Below are 22,819 nucleotides of genomic sequence, written 5' to 3' on the forward strand. Positions count from 1 at the left end.
TCCTCGCGAGTGCCACAGGTCAGCCGCGGTGTGTGAGGTGTTCGGGTGCGGCCCGGTCGTCGCGGCCGGCGGCGCAGGACTCCCCCTGTGGCAGGGGCCCGGCGCAGGTCCTCCGTGTGTTCCTCGGAGCGACCCTTCGGCCGACACGGGCCAGCAGGGAAGTCTGCCACAGCGGACGGGAGCCCCGGAAATCTCAGGCGAGGTCCTCGGGCCGGTCCTCCGCGGTGAGCATGTCGGGCCGGCGCTCGGCGGTCCGGCGCACCGCCTGCTCCTGCCGCCAGGCGGCGATCGCCCCGTGGTGGCCCGAGAGCAGCACCTCGGGCACCTCGTGACCGCGCCAGGAGGCTGGCTTGGTGTAGACGGGGTGCTCGAGCAGCCCGGACTCGTGGGACTCCTCGACCAGGGACGCGGCGTTGCCCATGAAGCCCGGCAACAGCCGCACGACGGCCTCGGTGATCGCCAGGGCGGCGACCTCCCCGCCGTTGAGGACGTAGTCGCCCAGGGACACCTCGACCAGCTCGGCGCGCTCGGCGACGTGGTCGAGCACCCGCTGGTCGATGCCCTCGTAGCGGCCGCACAGGAAGACCAGCCGCTCCCGGGTGGCCAGGTCGCGGGCCATCGCCTGGGTGAACGGCCGCCCGGCGGGGGTCGGCACGACCACGGTCGCCCCGTCCACGGCCAGCGCGTCCAGCGCCTCACCGAACGGCTCGGGCTTCAGCACCATGCCGGCCCCGCCGCCGTACGGCGTGTCGTCGACGGTCCGGTGCCGGTCGGTGGTCCAGGTGCGCAGGTCGTGCACGTGCAGCTCGAGCAGCCCCTTCTCGACCGCCTTGCCGGGCAGCGAGACACCGAGCGCGTCGAGGTACTCGGGGAAGATCGTGACGTAGTCGAGCCGCATGCCCACCACCCGGCTCAGTCGTCCTCGGGCAGCGGCGTGACCAGCCCGGGCCGGTCGGCGACGACGACGCGGCCGCCGGCCACGTCGACCTCGGGCACCAGCGCAGCGACGAACGGCACCAGCGTGTCGCGCCCGTCGGTGGCCTTCACCTGGAGCAGGTCCTGGGCGCCGCCGTGCACCACGCCGGAGACGGTGCCGATGACGGCTCCGTCGAGGTCGTGGACCGCCAGCCCGACCAGCTGGTGGTCGTAGAACTCCTCCGGGTCCTCCGGCACCTCGTCGGGGTCGAGGGTCACGTGCAGGACGGTGCCGCGCAGGCCCTCGGCGGCGGTGCGGTCACCGGCCTCCTCGAAGCCGGCGAGCAGCACGCCCTGGTGCCAGCGCGTGCGCGCGACGGTGAGGTACGCCGGCACGCCGGCCGCCCCCCGCGGGGCCTGCGCCCGCAACCGGGCGCCGACGGCGAAGCGCCGCTCGGGCTCGTCGCTGCGCACGTCGACGGTGACCTCGCCACGGATGCCGTGCGGCTTGCCGATCCGTCCGACGACGACCTCGATGCCCTCCACAGGGGCGCTCCCTTCCTCGCTGGGCCCGGGCTGGCCCCGGAAATGCCACCGACCCGCCAGATCATCTCTGACGGGTCGGTGGGTGCAGACGTTGCCTACCGTCGACGGTCCACGTCGACGAAGTCGACGCGGGCACCGTCACGACCGGCCAGCGCGCTGACCACGGTGCGGAAGGCGCTCGCGGTGCGACCGCCCCGGCCGATCACCTTGCCGAGGTCGTCGGGGTGGACCCGGACCTCGAGCACGGAGCCGCGACGCAGCGTCTTGTCGCGCACGCTGACCTCGTCGGGGTTGTCGACGATGCCGCGCACCAGGTGCTCCAGCGCCTCGGCGAGCATCTCGCTCAGGCCTCGGCCTTCTCGTCGGCAGCGGCCTCGGCGGCGGGCGCCTCCTCGGCGGCGGGGGCCTCGGCGGCCTCCTCGGCCTTCGGCTCCTCCGCGGCGGGCTCCTCGGCCTTGGGCTCGGCCTTCTTCGCCTTCTTCGTGGTGGCCGCGGCGCCGTCGCCGTCGGCCTCCTTGAGCGCGGCGTTGAAGATCTCGAGCTTGTCGGCCTTGGGCTCCTTGATCTTCAGTGTGCCCTCGGTGCCCGGCAGGCCCTTGAACTTCTGCCAGTCACCGGTGATCTTCAGGATCGCGGCCACGGCGTCGGACGGCTGCGCGCCCACGCCGAGCCAGTACTGCGCCCGGTCGGAGACGACCTCGATGTACGAGGGGTCCTCCTTGGGGTGGTACTTGCCGATCTCCTCGATCACCCGACCGTCGCGCTTCTTGCGCGAGTCGACGATGACGATGCGGTACTGCGGCACCCGGATCTTGCCCAGGCGCTTCAAGCGGATCTTGACGGCCACGGTTGTGGTGTCTCCTCGATGGTGGAAGGTGGTGAGGCGCACGCCGACCAGGTGGGGACCGGGCTGGTGCTCCTCGAGGGCTCTGCCTCGGGCGGGACTGAGAGGGTTCCCACCGGGCAGGACTCAGCCGTAGATGATGCCAGAACCGCCCGGGGCCCCGAAATCGGCCAGACTGCCGCCATGCTCGTACGACGACTGGTGCTCGGCGGCGTCCTGCTCGCGCTCGGCGTGGTGGTGGGGGTGGTGGGCCTGGTGCTGGCCTTCCGTGGCTTCTTCGACATCGAGGCCACGGTGCCCCTGGACGGGCGGCCGCACGTGGTCGACGTCGGTGCCGGGGAGCACTTCGTCTGGGTCGACTCCTCGGTCCTGCCCCCGCGCTGCGAGGTCGCGGCCGACGGGACGTCGCTGCCGCTGCGCCCGGTGGGCGGCAGCTTCACCCGCTCGTCCGGGTCCTCGGGCCCCTGGGAGGCCAGGTGGGTGTTCGACGCCCCGCAGGCCGAGGTCGAGATGACCTGCGACGCGGCCGGGGCCTCGGACCGCGACGCCGTGGAGATCGGTCCCCGGATCGAGGGGCTGGGCCTGGTCGGGCAGCTGCTCGCCACGATCGGGCTGGCCGCGGTGCTGGTCCTGGCCGGCGGGATCGTGCTCCTCGTGACGCTCGTGCGCGGGGTCGCGGCCGGCAGCCGGCTCCCTGACCTGCCCCAGCCCTGATCAGGCGGGTCCGCCCACGACCTGACCCCGCAGCACCACGCACGTCGGCTCGGCCAGCGCCGAGAGGTCGGCGCGCGGGTCGCGTTCGAGCACCACGAGGTCGGCCTCGGCGCCCTCCTCGAGACCGGCGAAGCCCAGCCACTGCCTCCCCCGCCACGTGGCGGCGGCGAGGACGTCGGCGGCCGGGATGCCCATCTCGTGCATCGCCCGGGCCTCCTCCCACAGGTAGCCGTGGCGTCCGGTCCCGCCCCCGTCGGAGCCGACGTAGAGGGCGACACCCGCCTCGTGGGCCGACATCAGCGCCTCGCGGCGGTGGGCGGCCAGGGAGTCCATCGTTGCGGCGTACGCCGGGAACTTCTCCCGACCGGCGGCCGCGAACTCGGGGAACTTGCCGGTCTGCTGCACGGTCGGGACGAGCGCGACACCCTGGCGGGCCATCTGCTCGACCTGGTCGACCGAGAGCCCGGTGCCGTGCTCGAGGCAGTCGATGCCCGCGTCGAGCAGCCCCTGCAGGACGTCGCGGCCGAAGCAGTGCGCGGTCACCTTGGCGCCCTCGGCGTGGGCGGCGTCGATCGCGGCAGCGAAGGTCTCGACCGGGAAGGAGGGCTCGAGGTCACCGGTGTCGCGGCTGATCCAGTCGCCGACGAGCTTGACCCAGCCGTCGCCGTGGCGCGCCTCCTGGGCGACGTACGCCGGCAGCTGCTCGGGCTCGACCTCGTGGGCGAAGTTCCTGATGTAGCGCCTCGTGCGCGCGAGGTGCCGCCCGGCGCGGATGAGCCGCGGGAGGTCCTCACGCTCCTGGACCCACCGGGTGTCGGTGGGCGAGCCGCAGTCGCGCAGCAGCAGCGCACCGGAGTCGCGGTCGGCGAGCGCCTGGGCGAGGGTCTCCTCCTCGGAGATCGCGCCGCCGTCCTCGAGCCCGAGGTGGTTGTGGGCGTCGACCAGGCCGGGGACGATCCAGCCGGTGGCGACGGTCTCCGCCCCCGGCTGGGGCTCGAAGGTGATCCGGCCGTCCACGACGTAGAGGTCGCGGTGCTCCTCCCCCGCCTCGGACAGCACCGGACCCGAGAACCTGAGAGTCGTCATGCGACGACCTTAGGGCGTGTCCCTCGACGCTCGGCCGCCGCGTAGCAGGCCATGGAGCCGAGGGACACGCCCGAGGCGCTCGGGTTCCTCGCGCGGCTCAGGCCAGGCGGTCCAGCAGCCAGGACGGCCCGACGACCCGCGCGCCGACGCCCCCGACGTTGGCCGCCAGCGCCCGGTCGGCCGTGACCACGGTGACCTCGCGCCCCTGCTCGGCGGCACGTCGGGCCTCGGCCAGGATCGCGGAGTCACCGTCCTTGGGCGCGTGGACGGTGCGCACGTGCGCGTCCCGCCCCGGCTTCACCCCGGCTTTGGCGCCACCCTCCAGGACCAGCACGACCTCGTCGCCGGGCACGTCGGCGACGAGCAGCTCCTCGTGGAGGCGGCGTGCCGCCCCGGCCCGGTCCTTCCACCAGCCGTCGGGCCGGGCGCCCACGACGTTGGCGGCGTCGACGACCAGCGTGCTCCTCACAGACCCGCCGAACCGTCAGTTCTGCACCCTCGACCCGTCACTCGTGGACCGCCGAGCGAGCAGAACTGACGGCTCGGGGGTTCGAAGGTGACGGTTCGGCGGTCGGTCATTTCAGGAACTTGGAGAAGTCCTTGGGCAGGTTGAGCTCGGCCGCGGCCTTCTCGTAGTCGACCGGCTCGGCCCCGGGGTTGCCGAACGGGTTGCCCCCGGCGGCCGCCTTCTCCTTGGCGGCCTCCTTCTCCTGCGCGGCCTTCGCCGGGTTGCCCGAGACGCGCTTGCCGCCCTTGCCCTTCTTCTGCTGCTGCTTGGGCTTGCGGCCCTTGCCGCCCCCCATCCCGGGCATCCCCGGCATGCCGGGCATCCCCGGCATGCCGCCGCCACGGGCCAGCTGGGTCATCATCTTGCGCGCCTCGAAGAAGCGGTCCACGAGCTGGTTGACGTCGGTGACGGTGCGGCCGCAGCCCTTGGCGATCCGCTGGCGCCGGGAGCCGTCGATCATCTTCGGGTTCTCCCGCTCAGCGGGGGTCATCGAGTAGATGATCGCCTGGATCCGGTCGATCTCGCGCTCGTCGAAGTTCTCGAGCTGGTCTCGGAACTGCCCCATCCCGGGCAGCATCCCCATGATCTTCGACATCGAGCCGAGCTTGCGGACCTGCTGCATCTGCTCGAGGAAGTCGACCAAGGTGAACTCGCCGCCCTTGCCGGAGAGCTTGTCGGCCGCCTTCATCGCCTGCTCGGCGTCGAAGGCCTTCTCGGCCTGCTCGATCAGGGTGAGCACGTCACCCATGTCGAGGATGCGCGAGGCCATCCGGTCGGGGTGGAAGAGGTCGAAGTCGGTCAGCTTCTCGCCGTTGGAGGCGAACATGACCGGCCTGCCGGTGATCGACGCGATCGACAGCGCCGCGCCACCGCGGGCGTCACCGTCGAGCTTGGTGAGCACGACGGCGTCGTACCCGACACCCTCGAGGAAGGCCTGGGCCGTGGTCACGGCGTCCTGGCCGATCATCGCGTCGACGACGAAGAGCACCTCGTCGGGCTGGACGGCGTCGCGGATGTCGGCGGCCTGCTGCATCAGCTCGGCGTCCACACCGAGGCGGCCCGCGGTGTCGACGATGACGACGTCGTGCAGCTTGCGCTTGGCCTCCTCGATCGAGGCCCGCGCCACCGAGACGGGATCACCGACGCCGTTGCCGGGCTCGGGTGCGAAGACGGGGACGCCGACCCGCTCGCCGTTGACCTGCAGCTGGTTGACGGCGTTGGGCCGCTGGAGGTCGCAGGCCACGAGGATCGGGGTCTTGCCCTGCTCCTTCAGCCAGAGCGCGAGCTTCGCGGCCAGGGTCGTCTTGCCGGCACCCTGGAGGCCGGCCAGCATGATGACGGTCGGCCCGGTCTTGGCGTAGCGCAGGCGACGGGTCTCGCCGCCGAGGATGCCGACGAGCTCCTCGTGGACGATCTTGACGACCTGCTGGGCCGGGTTCAGCGCACCGCTGACCTCCTCGCCGCGCGCCCGCTCCTTGACCGCGGCCACGAACTCCTTGACCACCGGCAGGGCGACGTCGGCCTCGAGCAGTGCGATCCGGATCTCGCGCGCGGTGGCGTCGATGTCGGCCTCGGAGAGACGACCCTTCCCCCGGAGGTTCTTGAAGGTGTCGGCGAGACGGTCGGAGAGGGTGGCGAACACCCGCCCAGCCTAACGACGTGCCGCGGGTGCTCAGCGACCCCGGTCGGCCGGCTGGTCGACCGGCTCCCCGGTGAGGGCCGCCCGCACCGCATGCGCCGCCTCGGCGGCCCGGGTCTCCGACAGCGCTCCGGCCCCCGCCTCCTGGAGGTAGAACACGTCCACGGCCTGGGGTCCCAGGGTCGCGACGTGCGCGGAGCGGACGGCCACGTCGAGGTGGGCCAGCGCCGCGCAGACCAGGTAGATGACTCCCGGGCGGTCGGCGGCGCGCACCTCCAGCACCGTCGAGGTGCTCGACGCCTCCGGGCGCACCTCGACGATCGGCGCCAGCTCCTGCCCCTGCCGTGCCGCCGGTCGCAGCCGCCGGACCGGGTCGAGGCGGCCCTCCACGATGGCGTCAAGCTTCTCGCGCAGCACCCCGGCGTCCAGCTGGGGCTCGCCGACCTCCCACACCGAGACCCCGACGGCCTCCTGGGCCCAGGCACGGGCCGCACGGACGGGGACGCGCTGCAGGGCGAGGACCCCCGCGAGGTCGGCGAGCAGCCCGACCCGGTCCGGGGCGACCACGGTGACCCGCGACCCGTCCCCGACCTGCTCGACCCGCACCGACACCTCGCCGTTGCGGACGGCGCGCGGGACCTCGACCTCCTCGGCCAGCAGGGGCGGCGCACCGGCGCCGGAGTCGAGGGAGGCGCGCACGCGGCGCGCGAGGTCGTGGACGAGGCTGGCCCGCCACGTCGACCAGGCCTGCGGCGAGGCCGCCCGGGCGTCGGCCTCGGTGAGCACCGTCAGCAGCTCCAGCGCCTCGACCGAGCCCACCCGTGAGGCGACCCGTTCCACGGTGGCCGGGTCGTCGGGGTCGCGCGTCGTGGCTGTCTCGGAGAGCAGCAGGTGCCAGCGGACCAGCCGGGCCACCAGCTCGACCGCTTCGTCGTCGAAGCCCATGCGGGTGGCGATCTCGCGCGCGATCGGTTCCCCCGCGACGCTGTGCTCGGTGAGGCTGCCCTTGCCGATGTCGTGCAGGAGGGCGGCGACCATGAGGACGTCCGGACGCCCTACCCGCCGGATCAGCGACGCCGCCTCCAGGCAGGTCTCGACCACGTGCCGGTCCACGGTGAAGCGGTGGATGGCCGACGCGTGCGGAAGCAGCCGGATGCGCTGCCACTCGGGGAGCAGCCGGTCGACGGCACCGGTCTCCTCGAGGGTCTCCCACACGTGCAGGAGCCCCGGACCGGCGAGCATCCGCACCAGCTGCTGGCGCGCCTCGTCCGGCCACGGCTGCGGCAGGGCAGCGGACTCCCGCGCCAGCCGCGCCGCGGTCGGCGGGGCGAGCACGGCGTCCAGCTCGGAGGCCGCGGCCGCGGCGCGGAGCAGCAGCACCGGGTCCTCGGCGGGACGGGCCCGGGCGTCCAGGACGACCTCGCGCCGTGACAGGGCCACGCCCGGTGCGACGGGGAGCAGCTGGGGGCGGCGGGCGGTCCGCGCGGACTCCGGGCGCTTGAGGTAGTCCTCGACCCGACGCCAGGTCAGTCGCGAGAGGTGGGTCGTGCGGCGACCGAGGGTGCGCACGTGCACCTGGGCGCTGCGGGCGTCGGGCAGCCCCAGGCCGGTGGCCAGTTCGCTCCACGCCTCGGGCTGGATCCGGTCGGTGGCGCGACCGGCGGCACCCTGCACGAGGTCGCGCACGTCCAGCAGCGCCAGCCGGCTGGGCTCCAGCTCGGGGCCGGGCACGTCGACCAGCCAGGTCGCGGTCAGCGCCCGGAGCACGGTCGTGTCGCGCAGCCCGCCCTCGGACTCCTTCAGGTCCGGCACCGACCGGTGGGCCAGCTCCCCCATCAGCTCGTGCCGCGCCCGCACCAGCGCGTGGAGGGCCGGGAGCCGGTCCGCGGCGTGCCGGCGCCAGTGGGCGAGCATCGTGGTGCGCAGGCGCAGCGTGAGGTGCGGGTCACCGGCCAGGTGCCGCACGTCGAGCAGGCCGAGCGCGACCTTGAGGTCGGCATCGGCCGCAGCCACCATCTCGCCCAGGCCGCGCACCGAGTGGTCGATGGTCTTCCCGGAGTCCCAGAGCGGGTACCAGACCTGCCCCGCGGCCTCGCCTGGGTCGACGCCGTCGTCGTGGACCAGCACCACGTCGAGGTCCGAGTGCGGCGCGAGCTCACCGCGGCCGTACCCGCCGACAGCCACGAGGGCACAGCCGTTCCCGGGGCCTCCGGCAGCGTCGTACGCCGCAGCGCAGAGCGCGTCGGCCTCGGCAGTGCGTCGGGCGCGCTCCTCGCTGGTCACAGGGCCGCTGAGTCCCGGTCGCCGGTGCGGACCCGCACCACGGTCTCGACGGGGGTGACCCACACCTTGCCGTCGCCGATCCGGCCCGATGCGGCAGCGGCCACGATCGCGTCCAGCACGGTGTCCGCCTCCTCGTCGTCGACCACGATCTCGAGCCGGATCTTCGGCACCAGCGCGATGTCGTACTCAGCGCCGCGGTAGACCTCGGTGTGGCCCTTCTGGCGGCCGTAGCCGGAGACCTCCGAAACGGTCATGCCGGTGACACCGGCCGCCTCGAGGGCGACCCGGACGTCCTCCCACCTGTGCGGCTTGATCACCGCGGTGACGAGCTTCATGTCTCCCCTGTCGTGGTCCTGGCGGTGGAGCGGATCGGTGCAGCCTGCGTCCTGCCGGCTGCTGCGTCCCGGCCGGAGCGCGGGGGCCAGCATGCCCGAGCCACGGCGGACCCGGCTCGCCCCTCCGCGGTGCAGGTCCGCCCGGGGCCCTCGTCCGGGCCCCCCGCCGGACGTACGGCGCACCTGCGGCGGACCTGCCGCCCGACGCGGAGCCGGGCCCCGGCGGCCACCGCGGGGTGGTCGCCGGGGCCCGGGACGGACTGCGTGGGCCGTTCCTCAGATGGCCGCGGCGTCCCGGTCGCCGGTCCGGACGCGGACCACGCTCTCGACCGGGCTGAGCCAGACCTTGCCGTCACCGATCCGACCGGTCTGGGCGGTCTTGACGATGATGCCGAGGACGTCCTCGGCGTCGTCGTCCTCGACCACGATCTCGATCCGGATCTTCGGCACCAGCGCGATGTCGTACTCCGCGCCGCGGTAGACCTCCGTGTGGCCCTTCTGGCGGCCGTAGCCGGAGACCTCCGAGACGGTCATCCCGGTGACGCCGAAGGTCTCGAGGGCCTCGCGGACGTCCTCCCACTTGTGCGGCTTGATGACAGCGGTGACGAGCTTCATGCCGAGGCTCCTTCCGACTTGCTGGGGCTGGTGGCGCTCTTCGGCGGGACGGCTCCGGTCAGGAGACCGCCCTTGCCGCTGCTGGACAGGCTGGTGTTGAGGTCGTAGGCGGTCTCGCCGTGCTGGTCGAAGTCGATACCGTCGATCTCGGCCTCCTCGCTGACCCGCCAGCCCATCGTGTACTTGATGGCCAGTGCGATGAGCAGCGTGATGATGCCGGACCAGGCGACCGCGACCAGGACACCGAGGGTCTGGTCGACCAGCGACTCCACACCGCCACCGTAGAACAACCCGTCCACGGCGCCGCCGGCGATGTTGCTGCCCTCGGGAGCGGTACGGGAGAAGAGGCCGACCATCAGGGTGCCGATGAGGCCGCCGACGAGGTGGACGCCGACCACGTCGAGGGAGTCGTCGAAGCCGAGCTTGAACTTCAGGCCGACAGCCCAGGCGCAGACCGCGCCGGAGACCAGGCCGATGACGCAGGCACCCAGGACGTTGACCGCGCCGGCGGCCGGGGTGATGGCGACCAGACCGGCGACGATGCCCGAGGCAGCACCCAAGGTGGTGGCCTTGCCGTGCAGCAGCTTCTCGACCACCAGCCAGCCGAGGATGGCTGCCATCGTGGCCAGGGTCGTGTTGGTGAAGGTCAGACCCGTCTCGGCGAGGAACTGGGTGCTGGGGTCGAGGGAGTCGTCGAAGATCAGCGAGCCGACGTTGAAGCCGTACCAGCCGACCCACAGCAGGGCCGCGCCGAGCATGGTGAGGGTCAGGTTGTGCGGGCGCATGGGCTCGCGGCCGAAGCCGAGGCGCTTGCCGACCACGAGGGCGAGGACCAGGCCGGCCACACCGGCGTTGATGTGGACGGCGGTGCCGCCGGCGTAGTCCTGGGCGCCGATCTGGCCGCAGATCAGCGAGTCGTCGGTGCAGCTGAAGACCATGTGGGCCAGCGGGAAGTAGACCAACGTGGCCCACAGCGGGACGAAGACGACCCAGGCCGAGAACTTGACGCGGTCGGCGATCGCGCCGCTGATCAGAGCGGTGGTGATGACCGCGAAGGTTAACTGGAAGGCCATGAAGGTGTAGCCCTCGTACCCGACGCCCTCGAGCGCGAAGTTCTCCAGGGGCGAGGCGAAGAAGGTCCCCTCACCACCGAAGACCATCGAGTAGCCCCACAGGACCCAGATGATCCCGACGATCGCCATGGCGACGTAGGACATGAACATCATGTTGAGCACCGACTTCGAGCGGGTCATGCCGCCGTAGAAGAGGGCCAGTGCGGGTGTGGTCATCATGAGCACCAACAAGGTGGCCACGAGCATGAAGGCGTTGTAGCCGTCCATGAAACCTCCAGGGGATCTGTCCGTCAGACGGCCCCCGCAGCTACCGACAGCGCTGTCAGGTGGAGGTCCGCCCCGTTTCGTGGACGACCTTCCAGCGCGCAGGTTTCCTCACCAGCCCGCACGTGTTTCGGTCACGAAACAGGTCCGGGCCGAGTGTTACGAGTGCGTTTCCGGCTCAGCCCAGCAGCGCGTCGACGAAGGCGCCGGCGTCGAAGGGGGCGAGGTCGTCGGGACCCTCGCCCAGGCCGACGAGCTTGACCGGGACGCCGAGCTCGCGCTGGACCTGGACCACGATGCCGCCCTTGGCCGAGCCGTCGAGCTTGGTCAGCACGATCCCGGTCACCGCCACGGCCTCGGAGAAGACGCGGGCCTGGATCAGGCCGTTCTGGCCCGTGGTCGCGTCGAGGACGAGCAGGACCTCGGTGACCGGGGCCTGCTTCTCGATGACCCGCTTGACCTTGCCGAGCTCGTCCATGAGGCCCTGTTTGTTCTGCAGGCGGCCGGCGGTGTCGACGATGACGGTGTCGACGCCCGCGGTCGTGCCGCTCTCGACCGCGCGGAACGCCACGCTCGCGGGGTCCGCGGCCTCCTCGCCGCGCACGACCTCGACACCGACCCGCTCGCCCCAGGTCGCCAGCTGGTCGACCGCGGCGGCCCGGAAGGTGTCGGCCGCCCCCAGGACGACCCGGAGGTCCTCGGCGACCAGGATGCGGGCGATCTTGCCGACGGTGGTGGTCTTGCCGGCGCCGTTCACGCCCACGACGAGCACCACGCCGGGCCGGCCGTCGGCACCGGTCACCTGCAGGCGGCGGTCCATGTCGGGGCCGACCAGCGCCACGAGCTCCTCGCGCAGGATGGAGCGGGCGTCGCCCTCCCCCTCGACCCGCAGCCGGGTGCGCAACCGCTCCACCAGCTCCTGGGTGGGCGCCACGCCGATGTCGGCGGTGAGCAGCGTGTCCTCGATCGACTCCCAGGTGTCCTCGTCGAGCTTGTCGCGCGAGAGCAGGGCGAGCAGGCCGCGGCCCAGGGCACCTTGCGAGCCGGCGAGACGCTGGCGCAGCCGCACGAGCCGCGAGGCGGTGCCCTCGGGGCGCTCGAGGACCGGCTCCTCGACCACCGGCACCGGCGGCTCGAGGACGTCGATGGTCGCCGGCGGGGCGCTGAGCTCGGTCGGGACGTCCGGGTCGGCCGGTGGGGTGCCGAGGACGTCGGTGTGGGTGTCCGGGAGCGGCCGCGGCTTGCGGCGCCCACTGACGACCAGGCCGGCCACCAGCGCCACGAGGGCGACACCGACGACGGCGATGAGCAGGATCAGCAGCGCGAGCGAGTCCACCGGCTCATCCAACCACCCGCGTCCCGGCGGCCGGGCACGGGGGAAGCGGGTGCGGGTGCGGGCTCAGACGTGGGTGCGGGGCTCGTCGGGACGCGGGCGCACGGCCGCGTCACCATCGGTCTCGTCGAGGGTCTCGAAGCGGTTGGCGGCCCTGGTCATGGCCTCACCGAGCCACTCCGCCTGGGCGGGCTTCTGCCCACGGTGCGGGAAGGCGACGTAGAAGAGGACGAGTCCCGCGACCAGGACGACCAGGAGCATGGCGATCAGGATGGGGAGCACGACGTCACCGTGCCACAGCCGCGTCAGGACGAGGAGTCGGGCGCGCGCAGCAGCGGGGTGACTGCGGCGCGGATCACGTCCGGCATCGGCGTGACCGGCCGTGCGGGGTCGGTGTTGTCGACGTACACGTGGACGAAGCGGCCCTCGGCCGCCGCCTCCTCGCCCGGGCCCTGGAACAGGCCGATGCGGTAGATCGCCGAGGAGGTGCCGACCTTGTCGCACACCAGGCCCATCTCGATCGGCTCCGGGAAGCCGATCTCGGTGAAGTACTGGCAGGAGGTCTCCGCGACCACCCCGATCTGCGGCAGCCTGCGCACGTCCACGCCGGTCGCCTCGTAGAGGTGGGCGTTCACCGCGGTGTCGAAGAGCTCGTAGTACGTCGCGTTGTTGAGGTGGCCGTACGCGTCGTCGTCACGCCACCGGGTGGTGACGGTGCGCCAGGCGACGTACTGGTCGCGGGTGGGACGGGTGCGGGGCATCAGTGCTGCCCCCTCGTGCTGCTCATGCCGGCTCCTGCTCGCGGAGGCGCTGGCTGATGACGGCCGAGACACCGTCGCCGCGCATGGTGACGCCGTAGAGCGCGTCGCCGACCTCCATCGTGCGCTTCTGGTGGGTGATGACGAGCAGCTGGGAGTTTTCCCGCAGCTCCTCGTAGATCTGGAGGAGGCGGCCGAGGTTGGTGTCGTCGAGCGCGGCCTCGACCTCGTCGAGGATGTAGAAGGGGCTGGGCCGGGCCTTGAAGAGGGCCACCAGGAAGGCCACGGCCACCAGCGAGCGCTCACCGCCGGAGAGCAGCGAGAGCCGCTTGACCTTCTTGCCGGGCGGACGGGCCTCGACCTCGACACCGGTGGAGAGCATGTTGTCGGGGTCGGTCAGCACGAGCCGGCCCTCGCCGCCCGGGAAGAGCCGGGCGAAGGTGGCGTCGAAGGCCTTCTCGACGTCGGCGTAGGCCTCGCGGAAGACCTGCTCGACCCGGTCGTCGACGTCCTTGACGATGTCGAGGAGGTCCTTGCGGGTGCGGCGCAGGTCCTCGAGCTGCTCGGAGAGGAACTGGTGGCGCTCCTCGAGCGCGGAGAACTCCTCCAGCGCCAGGGGGTTCACCTTGCCGAGCATCGACAGGGCGCGCTCGGCGGCCTTGAGCCGCTTGACCTGCTCCTCGCGGACGAACGGCACCGTGCGCGGAGCCGCGTCACCGTCCTCGCCGTCCTCGCCGGCGGCGCCCGGCTCGGCGCCCGCTGCGTCGAGCAGCGGCACGAGCTGGTCGGGGCCGTAGTCGGCGACGAGGGCGTCGGGCTCGAGCCCGAGCTCCTCGAGGGTGCGGTTCTCGAGCTGCTCGATCCGCATCCGCTGCTGGGTGCGTGCGACCTCGTCGCGGTGGACCGAGGAGACGAGCTCCTCGTGCTCCTTGGCGAGCTCGCGCAGGCGCGCGCGGACCTCGCGCAGCTCCTCCTCGCGACCGCGGCGGGCCTCCTCCACGGCGGCGCGGGCGTCCGCGGCCGCCTGGACGGAGACCTCGAGCCGGTGCAGGACGTAGGTGGTGGCGGCGGCGACCGCCTCGGCGGCACGCCCCTCGCGGATCACCTGGGCGCGCCGGGCCGCGGCCTGGGCCCGGGCGTCGCGCTCCTTGGCGGCACTGCGGCGCAGCCCGTCGGCGCGACCGTGCAGGGCCCGGGCCCGCTCCTCGGAGGTGCGCAGCGCGAGCCGCGCGTCCATCTCGGCCTGGCGGGCGGCGCGCGCGGCCTCCGCGAGCTCCTCGCGCACGCCGGTGTCCGGCTCCTCCTCGGGTGTCTGCTCCGCGGCCGCGAGGCGCTCCTCGAGCTCCGCGAGCCCCGCGACGGCCTGCTCGCGGGCCTCCTCGGCCCGGGCGATGGCCTGCTCGAGCCGCTCGGCCTCGCCCCGTGCGGCGCGGGCCTGCGAGCCGTGCTGGCCCAGCTCCTCGGCGACAGCGGCCAGCGTGGCGTCGGACTCGTGGAGCCGGGCGAGCGCCACGTCGACCCGCTTGGTCGCCTCGTGCCGCTCGGCCTCGAGCCGGCTGGTCTCGAAGGCGGCCCGCTCCCCCGCGGCCACCGCCTCCGCGAGCGCGGCCTCGGCCTCCTCGACGGCGGCCTGGATCTCCAGCAGGCTCGGCTGGTCGCTGGAGCCGCCGGAGACGAAGCGTGCGCCCAGCAGGTCGCCCTCGGCGGTGACGGCCGTGACCGACGGCTCCGCGGCGACGAGCGCGCGCGCGGCGGTGAGGTCCTCGACGACGGCGACCCGGTCGAGCAGGGCCGAGACGGCCGGCTGCAGCTCCGCGCTGCACTCCACCACGTCCACGGCCCACTGGGCTGCGGCGGGCAGGGCCGGCCAGTCACCGGCGTCGGGCAGGTCGGGGCCGGCGGCCAGCAACAGCGCCGCCCGCCCCAGGTCGTTGCCCTTGAGGTGGCCCAGCGCGGCCAGCGCGGCCTCGGGGTCGCGCACGGCAACGGCGTCGGCGGCCGACCCGAGGGCGGCGGCGACCGCGGCCTCGTGACCGTGCTGCACCGAGAGCAGGGCGGCGATCGAGCCCAGGACGCCGGGCAGCTCGTCGGTGGCGGCCAGCAGCGCGCCGGCGCCGTCCTTGCGGGCGAGGCCGAGCTCGAGGGCGTCCTTGCGGGCGGTGAGCGTGTGGCGGTCGCGGTCGGCCTGCTGGGCCTGGTCACGCACGACGGCCAGTCGCTCCTCGACGTCGTCGAGCAGGGCCGCGGCCTCCTCGTGCTCGGCGTCCAGGCCCTCCTCGCCGGCGTCGAGGCCGGCGACCTTGGTCTCCAGCGCGGTGAAGGCCATCTGCGCCCGCTCGGCCCGGGTGAGGGCCTCCTCCCTGGCGTGCCGCAGCCGGGCGACCTCCTCGTCGGCACCGGCGGCGCGCGACTTCAGCGCGTTGACCTGGCCGTGGAGGCGGGCGAGTCCCTCGCGCCGGTCGGCGGCGGCTCGCTGGAGGCCGGAGATGCGGCGCTCCTCCTCGGCCGCTGCGTCCTCGGCGGTCTTGCGAGCCGTGACGGCGGCGTCGAGGGCGGCGCGACTGGTGTCGACCTCGATCCCGATCAGCCGCTCCTGCTCCGCGACCCGGTCGGCCTCCGCCTCGAGCTGGTCGGGGTCGCGCCCCGAGGCGGTCTCCACGACCGCGCTGCCGGAGGCGTTGCGGATGCGCTCCGCGGCCAGCGACTGGGTGCCGCGCAGGCGCTCGCGCAGCCCGGACAGGGAGTACCAGGTGTCCTGGGCGGCAGACAGCGCCGGCAGGTCCTCGCGCAGGGCGGCCTCCAGCGCGGCCTCGGCCTCGCGGGCGGCGGCGATCGCCTGCTCCACCTCCTCGCGGCGGGCCACGAGCAGGGACTCGTCGGCCATCTCCTGCTCCAGCGCCGTGCGGGCACGGACCAGGTCGTCGGCCAGCAGACGGGCACGGGCGTCGCGGACGTCGGCCTGGACGGTGGCGGCGCGGCGGGCCACCTCGGCCTGGCGACCCAGCGGCTTGAGCTGGCGACGGATCTCCGAGAGCAGATCGTTCAGACGGGTGAGGTTGCCCTCGCACGCGTCCAGCTTCCGCAGCGCCTTCTCCTTGCGCTTGCGGTGCTTCAAGACGCCCGCGGCCTCCTCGATGAAGCCGCGGCGGTCCTCCGGGGTGGCGTGCAGGATCGAGTCGAGCTGGCCCTGGCCGACGATAACGTGCATCTCGCGACCGATGCCGGAGTCGCTCAGCAGCTCCTGCACGTCCAGCAGCCGGCACGGGGTGCCGTTGATGGCGTACTCCGAGCCGCCGGAGCGGAACATCGTGCGGCTGATCGTCACCTCGGCGTACTCGATCGGGAGCGCGCCGTCGGAGTTGTCGATGGTCAGCAGCACCTCGGCCCGGCCCAGGGGCGGGCGGCCGGAGGTGCCGGCGAAGATGACGTCGTCCATCTTGCCGCCGCGCAGGCTCTTGGCGCTGGCCTCGCCCATCACCCAGGCGAGGGCGTCGACGACGTTGGACTTGCCCGACCCGTTGGGTCCGACGATGCAGGTGATGCCGGGCTCGAGCTGCAGCGTCGTGGAGGACGCGAAGGACTTGAACCCCTTGAGGGTCAGGCTCTTCAGGTACAACGCACGCTCCCGGGGCCGGCTCGATGGCGCGGGCCGTCGGGGCGCGCGCGGCGCTCACCCTACTGCGTGGCGGTCCCGGCGCCCGGCTGTTCGGCGTCCGGGTGCGGACGGGGCGCCACCGCGTCGGCCACGGCGCCCCCGACGGGGCTGCCGGGGCTGACAGGGCCGTCGAGGGCCTCCGGGTCCTGGGCGTCGGCGTGGGCGATGTGGGAGAGCTGGCCCCAGATGAGCACCACGAGCAGCGCGGAGCCGACGAAGGCGAACCAGAACGGCGCGGTGACGCCGTACGCCTGGGCCAGCGCCCCGCCCAGCAGTCCGCCCGAGACCAGCCCGGCGAAGCAGCCGAGCAGGTAGACCCCGCCCACCCGACCCTGCAGCGCCGTCGGCACGGCCCGCTGCTGGATGGTGATGGAGGTGGTGCCCCAGATGAACGCGTGGGCGCCGAAGACGAAGAAGATCGCCAGCGCCACCACGGGCGAGGTCGTGAGGGCCAGCCCGAGGTGGGTGAGGGTCTCCAGGACCAGGCCGATCCGCATGAGGTCGCCGAGGCTCACCCGCCGAGTGATCCAGCCGTACGCCGCGGTGCCGGCCAGTCCCCCGACCGCGCCGACCGTGGTGATCAGGCCGAAGCCGACCTCGCCCATCCCGAGCCGCTCGGTGGCGTAGAGCACCAGCACCGACCAGGCGGCGCCGAAGGTCAGGTTGAAGACCGTGAGCGTGAGGACGAGCGTCCGCACGGCCGCGTGGTGCCACACCCACCGGAAGCCCTCGACCACGTCGTGCAGCACGTGGGAGGAGGTCTCCGGGTCCCGGCCGTGGTCCGGCAGCCGCACGCGCGCGATGGTCGCGATCGCGGCGAGCACCAACAGGCCCTGCGCGAGGAAGGGCACCGCGGTGCCGGCCGCGAAGAGCAGTGCGCCGACAGGCGGGCCCGCGAGCTGGTTGAAGGTGATCAGGCCGGTCTGGATCCGGGCGTTGCCGACCGCGAGGTCGTCGCGGTGCACCAGCATCGGCAGCAGCGTCTGGGAGGCGTTGTCGGCGAAGGTCTCCGCCGTGCCGAGCAGGAAGAGCGCGACGAGCACCACGGCGATCGAGACGGTGCCGGTCAGGATGCTCGCGGCGAGCAGCCCGAGCACGCCCACCCGCACCAGGTCCACGCAGACCACCAGCACCCGCCGGTCGACCCGGTCCGTGACCACGCCGGCGGGCAGCGCGAAGAGCAGCTTCGGCAGCCACTGCAGGGTGGCGGCCATCGCGATGAGGAAGGGCGAGTCGGTCTGCTGGGCGACCAGCAGCGGGCCGGCGGCGATCGCCAGGCCGTCACCGAGGTTGCCCACCCACACCGAGGACAGCAGCCAGCGGAAGTCCCGGCCGAGCCGCGCGGGTGCGACGACCTCGCCGACCCTGGTCCCCCACCCCGTGCTCACGAGGACGGGAGGCTAGCCCGTGGGGGTACGTCGGCGCGCGGGAGTTTCCGCCGCCGACCTGGTCCCGCGGCTGCCGATCGAGGCCTCAGCCGCGCGCGAGCTCGACCCGGCGCCGTACCCGACCCAGCCCGAGCGCCAGCAGCGCGGCCCCGCCGACCAGGGCCAGCGGCGTGCTGCCGGACTCGAGCCGCTCCGTGGGGCCTGTGGCCGAGGCCAGACGCAGGGCACCGCCCCCGGCGCCGGTGACGTCGACGGTGTAGACATCCAGCCCGCGCAGCAGGTCGATGGCGTAGACGACGTTGGTGTCGCGGGCGGTCGCGACACCGTCCTCGTAGACCGGGACCCACAGGGCGTCCCAGACCTCCGAGGCGCCCCAGATCGCGTGGGCGTAGGCACGGATGTCGCGTGGGTCGGTGACGTCGAGGACCTGGAGGCCGCCGCCGTAGAAGCCGACCGCCACCAGTCCGCCGGCGCGGTAGTCGAACCAGTGCGAGGAGCAGAAGGTGCCCCGGGGCAGCGGGAAGGTGCCAAGGTCGGCGAGCTCGACCTTGTCCAGCGGCACGATGCTGCCCGGCTTGCCGTCCAGCCGCTTGACCCACCAGGTCTGGAAGGAACCGGCGAGGGCGCAGTCGGTCTGCTCGTAGTCCTCCTCGGTCACCAGCAGCACGTTGCCGTTCTTGAGCGAGGGCTCGGCGCCCGGCTCGAAGCGCTTCGCGTTCGGACGGAACGAGTTGTGGTGGATGAAGTCGTTGTAGCCCTCGAAGTCCGGGTCCTCGCCCTGGCCGGCGAGGCCCGTGGTGGCGAGCAGCCGCGGCCGGGCGGGCTTGCGGGTCGACCACATGGAGGAGCCGTCGAAGCCCGTGTGGGTGCCGACGCCGGCGGCGTCGAAGTTCCACTTGTGGCCCGCGGTCGGCGAGGCGAAGGCCTGGAGGCCGTCGGCCTCCTCGTCACCGTCGACCTCCCGCGGCGCGTCGAGGTCGCGCAGGTCGAAGACCGAGAAGGTGCCGCTCCCGGAGTCGCCCGCGGAGTAGGCGTAGCGGCACTGGGCGCCGTCGACGCACGCCACGGTGTGGGTGCTGGTGAGGCCGGGCGCGCTGGCCGTGATGGTCGGGGCGGTGGGGTCGGTGACGTCGACGATGCTCAGCTGGCCGCCGCCCGCGTTCACGTGCTCGGGCTGGGTGGGGGCGGCAGCGACGAGGTCGACCCCGACCAGCACGAAGCGACGGACCCCCTCGCGGGTGCGGCGCTCACCGCAGGTCATCGCCTCGTTCTCGAACAGCGCCTGCGGCAGGACCCCGGTGAGCGTGGGGCTCAGCGGGTCGCTGACGTCGTAGACCCGGATCGAGTCGACGCCGCTGGTGACGAGGACCGGCGCCGAGCGCATGAAGCACCCGGAGATCGCCAGCTGAGACGGGTTCGCCCCGACGTGCTCGATGTCGTCGGACATGATCAGCCCGGCGCTGGCGGAGCCGGCACCGGCACGGCCGGCGAGCCGGTCGCGGGCGGCCTCACCGCCACCGTCGGCCGCGGCGGGCGAGACGAGCGCGAGGGTCGCCACGGGCGTCGCGAGGGCCGCGCAGGCCAGGGCCGCGAGCGCGCGGCGGCCGGCCGACGGCGTACGACGGGAGGTGCTGGAGGGTCGCAGGAGGGTCACGACGCGATCAACGACGGGGCCCGGCCCCGGTCACGCGCCGTGGGAGCAGCCTCAGACGGGCTGCATCTCCTTGCGCGGCTGCAGCGGGGCGATCAGCTCGGCCGCCTGGGCCGCCACGAGGCGGTCGTTCTCTGCGGCGAGCGTGGTCACGAGGGCCTCGAGCTCGCTGACCCGGTTGCGCAGACGCGCGTTCTCGGTGACGAGTCGGGCGTCCCGCAGGTCGCTGTGCATGTAGCCGAGCAGCGCCTTGGCCATGAGGGAACCTTCCAGACAACAGTGGTGGGGTGACGAGATCGGGCCAGGAGACCCGGGGGTGGGTCCAGTATCCGGACCGTCTCTCAGGATCGCACCGGACACCGGTCCGGTCAAACCGGCCGGGAGCCCCCGGCTGGACCGGTCTGCGCAGCCCTCCCGCAAGCGGTCGGAGCGACTCAGCGAGGGGCGCTGCGCCGGCGCGGGACGGGCTGGCAGCCGGGGCAGAAGAACGAGGACCGGTTCATGAAGGCGACCCGCCGGATGGGACGGGCGCAGCGGTCGCACGGCTCGCCCTCCCGGCCGTAGGCGTGCAGGGAGCGGTCGAAGTAGCCGGACTCGCCGTTGACGTTGACGTAGAGCGCGTCGAACGAGGTGCCGCCCTGAGCCAGGGCGTCGGTCATGACGTCCCGCGCGTGCCCGAACAGCTCGACCACCTGGGCTCGGGTGAGCCGGTCGCCGGGCCGCTCGCCGTGCACACGGGCCCGCCACAGCGCCTCGTCGGCGTAGATGTTGCCGATGCCCGAGACGAGGTTCTGGTCCAGCAGCTGCCGCTTGATCGCCACCGTGCGCCCGCGCACCCGGCGCACGACGTCGTCGAGGTCGAAGAGCGGGTCGAGGGGGTCGCGCCCGATGTGGGCGATCTCCGGGGGCAGCACCGCTCCCCCGGACGAGACCAGGAGCCCACCGAACATCCGCTGGTCCACGAAGTGCAGGTGACGTCCCTCGGCGGCGCCCTCCAGACGCAGCCGGACGCGCAGGTGCCGCTCGGGCTCCGCGCCGTCGGGCTGGACGAGCAGCTGCCCGCTCATGCCGAGGTGGGCCAGCAGCGCGTCTGCGTCGTCGAGGGCGAGCCAGAGGTACTTCCCGCGGCGCCGGGCCTCGGTCAGGGTGCGCCCGACGAGGGCGGCGGCGAACCCCTCGGGGCCGCGTGGGTCGCGGCGCACCGGGCGCGGGTGCAGGACGTCGACCCCGACCACGCGGGCGCCCAGGACGTGGCGCTCCAGGCCGGCCCGGACGACCTCGACCTCGGGGAGCTCGGGCACCTCAGTCGACGGTGGCGTCGGGAGTGCCGGTCGCGCCGGCGTCGACGGCCGCGGCAGCCGTGGCAGCGGCGTCGGTGGCGGGGTCATCGACACCGAGGGCGGCCACGATCTCGCCGTACGCCGTCTCGGCCGCAGCCTGCTCGGCCTCCTTCTTCGACCGGCCGGTGCCGTTGCCGTAGAGCTGGTCGCCGACGCGGACCTGCGCGGTGAAGGTCTTCATGTGGTCGGGGCCGCTGTCCTCGATGACGTACTCCGGCACCCCGAGCGAGTGCTCGGCCGAGAGCTCCTGGAGGGAGGTCTTCCAGTCCAGGCCGGCGCCCATGGCCGAGGCGGCCTCGATGAGCGGGTCGAAGAGGCGGTGCACCACCTGGGCGGAGGTCTCGAAGCCGCCGCCGGACAGGTGCACGGCACCGATGACGGCCTCGACGGTGTCGGAGAGGATCGAGGCCTTCTGGCGACCGCCGGTCGCCTCCTCACCCCGGCCCAGCTTCACGTGCTCGCCCAGCCCGATGGCGCGGCCGACCTCGGCCAGTGCGCGGGCGTTGACCACGGCGGCGCGCAGCTTGGCCAGCCGGCCCTCGGAGAGGTCCGGGTGGGTGCGGTAGAGGGTCTCGGTCACGACGACGCCGAGCACGGAGTCACCGAGGAACTCCAGGCGCTCGTTGGTCGGCAGACCGCCGTTCTCGTAGGCGAAGGAACGGTGCGTGAGGGCGCGGTCCAGCAGCTCGGGGTCCAGGAGGGGATCCCCGAGCGCGGACCGCAGCCCCGCGTAGGTGTCGATGGTGCCGGTCAGAGCAGGTCGGTCAGAGGACCTGGCGACGCTCGGCGCGAGCGCCGTACTGACCGCACTCGCCGCACGCACGGTGCGGGAGGTGCTTGGCACCGCACGCGGGGTTCGCGCAGGTCACCAGGGTCGGCGCGCTGGTCTTCCACGCCGAACGACGGTGGCGGGTGTTGCTGCGCGACATCTTCCGCTTCGGGACAGCCACTGTTCTTCTCCTTGTGTGGGGGCCGGATGGTTCCGACCCTCTCGCTTACTTCTCGTCCAGGTCCTGCTGGAGGTCCTGCAGGCCTGCCCACCTCGGGTCGATCGGCGCCTCGTGGGCGTGGTCGGGGTCCTCGGCGAGTCGGGCTCCGCACTCGGTGCAGAGCCCAGGGCAGTCCTCGGTGCACATGGGCTGGAACGGCAGCTCCAGCACCACCGCGTCCCGCAGCTGCGGCTCCAGGTCGACCAGGTCGTCCTGCAGCCTGCTGACCTCGTCGTCCTCGTCGTGGGAGGTCTGGTGCTCGGCGTAGACGTACAGCTCCTGGAACCAGGCCTCGATCTCGTCGTGGATCGGCTCCAGGCACCGTGCGCACTCGCCCTCGAGCGCGGCTCGCGCCGTGCCCGTGACCAGGACTCCCTCCATGACCGCTTCCAGCCGCAGGTCGAGTTCGACCGGCGAGCCTTCCGGGACACGGAGGACGTCGATGCCCAGATCTGCCGGCGCCGGCACCGTCCGCGTCACCTGACGTTGGGACCCCGGGCGGCGGCCGAGCTCGCGGGTGTCGAGCACGAGCGGCGCTCTCGGGTCCAGGCTGGTCAGGGGATCACTTCCGGGTCCGGGCACAACAGATCGGCGATCAGCGTACTCGTCGGGCTGGTGGGCGACAAAACGGCGTCCTGCCTGGTCAGGCTAGGCACCGGCGCCCCTCTCGGCCACACGGGCGACCAGCTGCTCGTGCACGAAGTCGGGGACCAGCGTGGACACGTCGCCCCCGTACGTCGCCACCTCCTTGACCAGGCTGCTGGCGAGGAAGGACCACTCCGGGCTGGTGGGGACGAACACGGTCTCGACCTCGGTGAGCGAGGCGTTCATCTGCGCCATCTGCAGCTCGTAGTCGAAGTCGCTGACCGCGCGCAGGCCCTTC

General features: G+C 73.2%; 23 protein-coding genes and 1 pseudogene. 1 reads left to right on the plus strand and 23 read right to left on the minus strand.

Annotated features, from left to right (window positions below):
- Positions 1-193: 193 nt before the first annotated feature.
- The 4 genes from trmD to rpsP form a co-directional block, all read right to left on the minus strand.
- The gene (gene trmD, locus Q1V71_RS00810) at positions 194-898 is read right to left on the minus strand and encodes a tRNA (guanosine(37)-N1)-methyltransferase TrmD (RefSeq protein WP_300639359.1); all 705 of its coding nucleotides are present in this window, start codon (positions 896-898) and stop codon (positions 194-196) included.
- 14 nt (positions 899-912) lie between these two features.
- On the minus strand, positions 913-1,461 hold the full coding sequence (gene rimM, locus Q1V71_RS00815) for a ribosome maturation factor RimM (protein ID WP_300639362.1): 549 nt from the start codon (positions 1,459-1,461) through the stop codon (positions 913-915).
- A gap of 95 nt (positions 1,462-1,556) precedes the next feature.
- Complete coding sequence (locus Q1V71_RS00820; protein ID WP_300639365.1) at positions 1,557-1,799, minus strand: RNA-binding protein; 243 nt, start codon at positions 1,797-1,799, stop codon at positions 1,557-1,559.
- A 5-nt stretch (positions 1,800-1,804) separates the two neighbouring features.
- Positions 1,805-2,308, minus strand: coding sequence for a 30S ribosomal protein S16 (gene rpsP / locus Q1V71_RS00825; RefSeq protein ID WP_300639368.1), 504 nt, complete (start codon positions 2,306-2,308; stop codon positions 1,805-1,807).
- Between the two features lie 180 nt (positions 2,309-2,488).
- On the opposite strand from rpsP, the gene Q1V71_RS00830 reads away from it, so the two are divergent.
- Positions 2,489-3,019: a hypothetical protein gene (locus tag Q1V71_RS00830; RefSeq protein WP_300639371.1), complete on the plus strand. Its 531-nt coding sequence runs from the start codon at positions 2,489-2,491 to the stop codon at positions 3,017-3,019.
- Here Q1V71_RS00830 and Q1V71_RS00835 read toward each other — a convergent pair whose 3' ends face one another.
- From Q1V71_RS00835 to Q1V71_RS00925, 19 genes and pseudogenes are all read right to left on the minus strand, one after another.
- Entirely contained in the window at positions 3,020-4,105 is a 1,086-nt protein-coding gene (locus Q1V71_RS00835) for an amidohydrolase family protein (RefSeq protein ID WP_300639374.1), read from the minus strand. It abuts the gene before it with no gap.
- Between the two features lie 97 nt (positions 4,106-4,202).
- The gene (locus Q1V71_RS00840; RefSeq protein WP_300639377.1) at positions 4,203-4,574 is read right to left on the minus strand and encodes a hypothetical protein; all 372 of its coding nucleotides are present in this window, start codon (positions 4,572-4,574) and stop codon (positions 4,203-4,205) included.
- A gap of 106 nt (positions 4,575-4,680) precedes the next feature.
- Positions 4,681-6,255, minus strand: a complete 1,575-nt coding sequence (gene ffh, locus Q1V71_RS00845) for a signal recognition particle protein (protein ID WP_300639380.1) — start codon at positions 6,253-6,255, stop codon at positions 4,681-4,683.
- A 30-nt stretch (positions 6,256-6,285) separates the two neighbouring features.
- Positions 6,286-8,535, minus strand: a complete 2,250-nt coding sequence (locus tag Q1V71_RS00850) for a [protein-PII] uridylyltransferase (RefSeq protein ID WP_300639383.1) — start codon at positions 8,533-8,535, stop codon at positions 6,286-6,288.
- Positions 8,532-8,870, minus strand: a complete 339-nt coding sequence (locus Q1V71_RS00855) for a P-II family nitrogen regulator (RefSeq protein WP_300639386.1) — start codon at positions 8,868-8,870, stop codon at positions 8,532-8,534. The genes Q1V71_RS00850 and Q1V71_RS00855 overlap by 4 nt, the downstream gene beginning before the upstream one ends.
- 276 nt (positions 8,871-9,146) lie before the next feature.
- Positions 9,147-9,485, minus strand: coding sequence for a P-II family nitrogen regulator (locus Q1V71_RS00860; RefSeq protein ID WP_300639388.1), 339 nt, complete (start codon positions 9,483-9,485; stop codon positions 9,147-9,149).
- Positions 9,482-10,825 (minus strand): ammonium transporter, encoded by a 1,344-nt coding sequence (locus tag Q1V71_RS00865; RefSeq protein WP_300639391.1) that lies wholly within the window; start codon positions 10,823-10,825, stop codon positions 9,482-9,484. Before Q1V71_RS00865 ends, Q1V71_RS00860 begins: the two co-directional genes overlap by 4 nt.
- Before the next feature lie 175 nt (positions 10,826-11,000).
- Positions 11,001-12,158: a signal recognition particle-docking protein FtsY gene (ftsY, locus tag Q1V71_RS00870; protein WP_300639394.1), complete on the minus strand. Its 1,158-nt coding sequence runs from the start codon at positions 12,156-12,158 to the stop codon at positions 11,001-11,003.
- Between the two features lie 63 nt (positions 12,159-12,221).
- The gene (locus tag Q1V71_RS00875; RefSeq protein WP_300639397.1) at positions 12,222-12,437 is read right to left on the minus strand and encodes a hypothetical protein; all 216 of its coding nucleotides are present in this window, start codon (positions 12,435-12,437) and stop codon (positions 12,222-12,224) included.
- Between the two features lie 23 nt (positions 12,438-12,460).
- Complete coding sequence (locus Q1V71_RS00880; protein WP_300639400.1) at positions 12,461-12,916, minus strand: thioesterase family protein; 456 nt, start codon at positions 12,914-12,916, stop codon at positions 12,461-12,463.
- 22 nt (positions 12,917-12,938) lie between these two features.
- Positions 12,939-16,529 (minus strand): chromosome segregation protein SMC, encoded by a 3,591-nt coding sequence (gene smc, locus Q1V71_RS00885; RefSeq protein WP_300639403.1) that lies wholly within the window; start codon positions 16,527-16,529, stop codon positions 12,939-12,941.
- A gap of 59 nt (positions 16,530-16,588) precedes the next feature.
- Positions 16,589-17,956, minus strand: a complete 1,368-nt coding sequence (locus tag Q1V71_RS00890) for an MFS transporter (protein ID WP_300639406.1) — start codon at positions 17,954-17,956, stop codon at positions 16,589-16,591.
- An 85-nt stretch (positions 17,957-18,041) separates the two neighbouring features.
- Complete coding sequence (locus Q1V71_RS00895) at positions 18,042-19,610, minus strand: hypothetical protein (protein WP_300639409.1); 1,569 nt, start codon at positions 19,608-19,610, stop codon at positions 18,042-18,044.
- A gap of 51 nt (positions 19,611-19,661) precedes the next feature.
- Complete coding sequence (locus Q1V71_RS00900) at positions 19,662-19,865, minus strand: hypothetical protein (protein WP_300639412.1); 204 nt, start codon at positions 19,863-19,865, stop codon at positions 19,662-19,664.
- 176 nt (positions 19,866-20,041) lie between these two features.
- Entirely contained in the window at positions 20,042-20,908 is an 867-nt protein-coding gene (gene mutM, locus Q1V71_RS00905; protein ID WP_300639415.1) for a bifunctional DNA-formamidopyrimidine glycosylase/DNA-(apurinic or apyrimidinic site) lyase, read from the minus strand.
- 1 nt (position 20,909) lies between these two features.
- Positions 20,910-21,689 (minus strand): ribonuclease III, encoded by a 780-nt coding sequence (rnc, locus tag Q1V71_RS00910; protein ID WP_367280112.1) that lies wholly within the window; start codon positions 21,687-21,689, stop codon positions 20,910-20,912.
- Between the two features lie 22 nt (positions 21,690-21,711).
- Positions 21,712-21,897, minus strand: a complete 186-nt coding sequence (rpmF, locus tag Q1V71_RS00915) for a 50S ribosomal protein L32 (protein ID WP_300639421.1) — start codon at positions 21,895-21,897, stop codon at positions 21,712-21,714.
- Positions 21,898-21,942: 45 nt separating this feature from the next.
- Positions 21,943-22,494, minus strand: a complete 552-nt coding sequence (locus tag Q1V71_RS00920; RefSeq protein WP_300639426.1) for a YceD family protein — start codon at positions 22,492-22,494, stop codon at positions 21,943-21,945.
- A 90-nt stretch (positions 22,495-22,584) separates the two neighbouring features.
- Positions 22,585-22,819, minus strand: a pseudogene (locus tag Q1V71_RS00925) (pantetheine-phosphate adenylyltransferase); the annotation flags it as partial.

The organism is Nocardioides sp., assembly GCF_030149505.1.
Taxonomy (GTDB): Bacteria; Actinomycetota; Actinomycetes; order Propionibacteriales; family Nocardioidaceae; genus Nocardioides.

What these genes read in the sequence shown, in the direction of transcription:
- trmD (WP_300639359.1), bottom strand. Translation starts at nt 898, where the DNA reads ATGCGGCTCGACTACGTCACGATCTTCCCCGAGTACCTCGACGCGCTC.
- Q1V71_RS00820 (WP_300639365.1), bottom strand. Translation starts at nt 1,799, where the DNA reads ATGCTCGCCGAGGCGCTGGAGCACCTGGTGCGCGGCATCGTCGACAAC.
- Q1V71_RS00830 (WP_300639371.1), top strand. Translation starts at nt 2,489, where the DNA reads ATGCTCGTACGACGACTGGTGCTCGGCGGCGTCCTGCTCGCGCTCGGC.
- Q1V71_RS00835 (WP_300639374.1), bottom strand. Translation starts at nt 4,105, where the DNA reads ATGACGACTCTCAGGTTCTCGGGTCCGGTGCTGTCCGAGGCGGGGGAG.
- Q1V71_RS00855 (WP_300639386.1), bottom strand. Translation starts at nt 8,870, where the DNA reads ATGAAGCTCGTCACCGCGGTGATCAAGCCGCACAGGTGGGAGGACGTC.
- Q1V71_RS00860 (WP_300639388.1), bottom strand. Translation starts at nt 9,485, where the DNA reads ATGAAGCTCGTCACCGCTGTCATCAAGCCGCACAAGTGGGAGGACGTC.
- Q1V71_RS00865 (WP_300639391.1), bottom strand. Translation starts at nt 10,825, where the DNA reads ATGGACGGCTACAACGCCTTCATGCTCGTGGCCACCTTGTTGGTGCTC.
- Q1V71_RS00880 (WP_300639400.1), bottom strand. Translation starts at nt 12,916, where the DNA reads ATGCCCCGCACCCGTCCCACCCGCGACCAGTACGTCGCCTGGCGCACC.
- Q1V71_RS00900 (WP_300639412.1), bottom strand. Translation starts at nt 19,865, where the DNA reads ATGGCCAAGGCGCTGCTCGGCTACATGCACAGCGACCTGCGGGACGCC.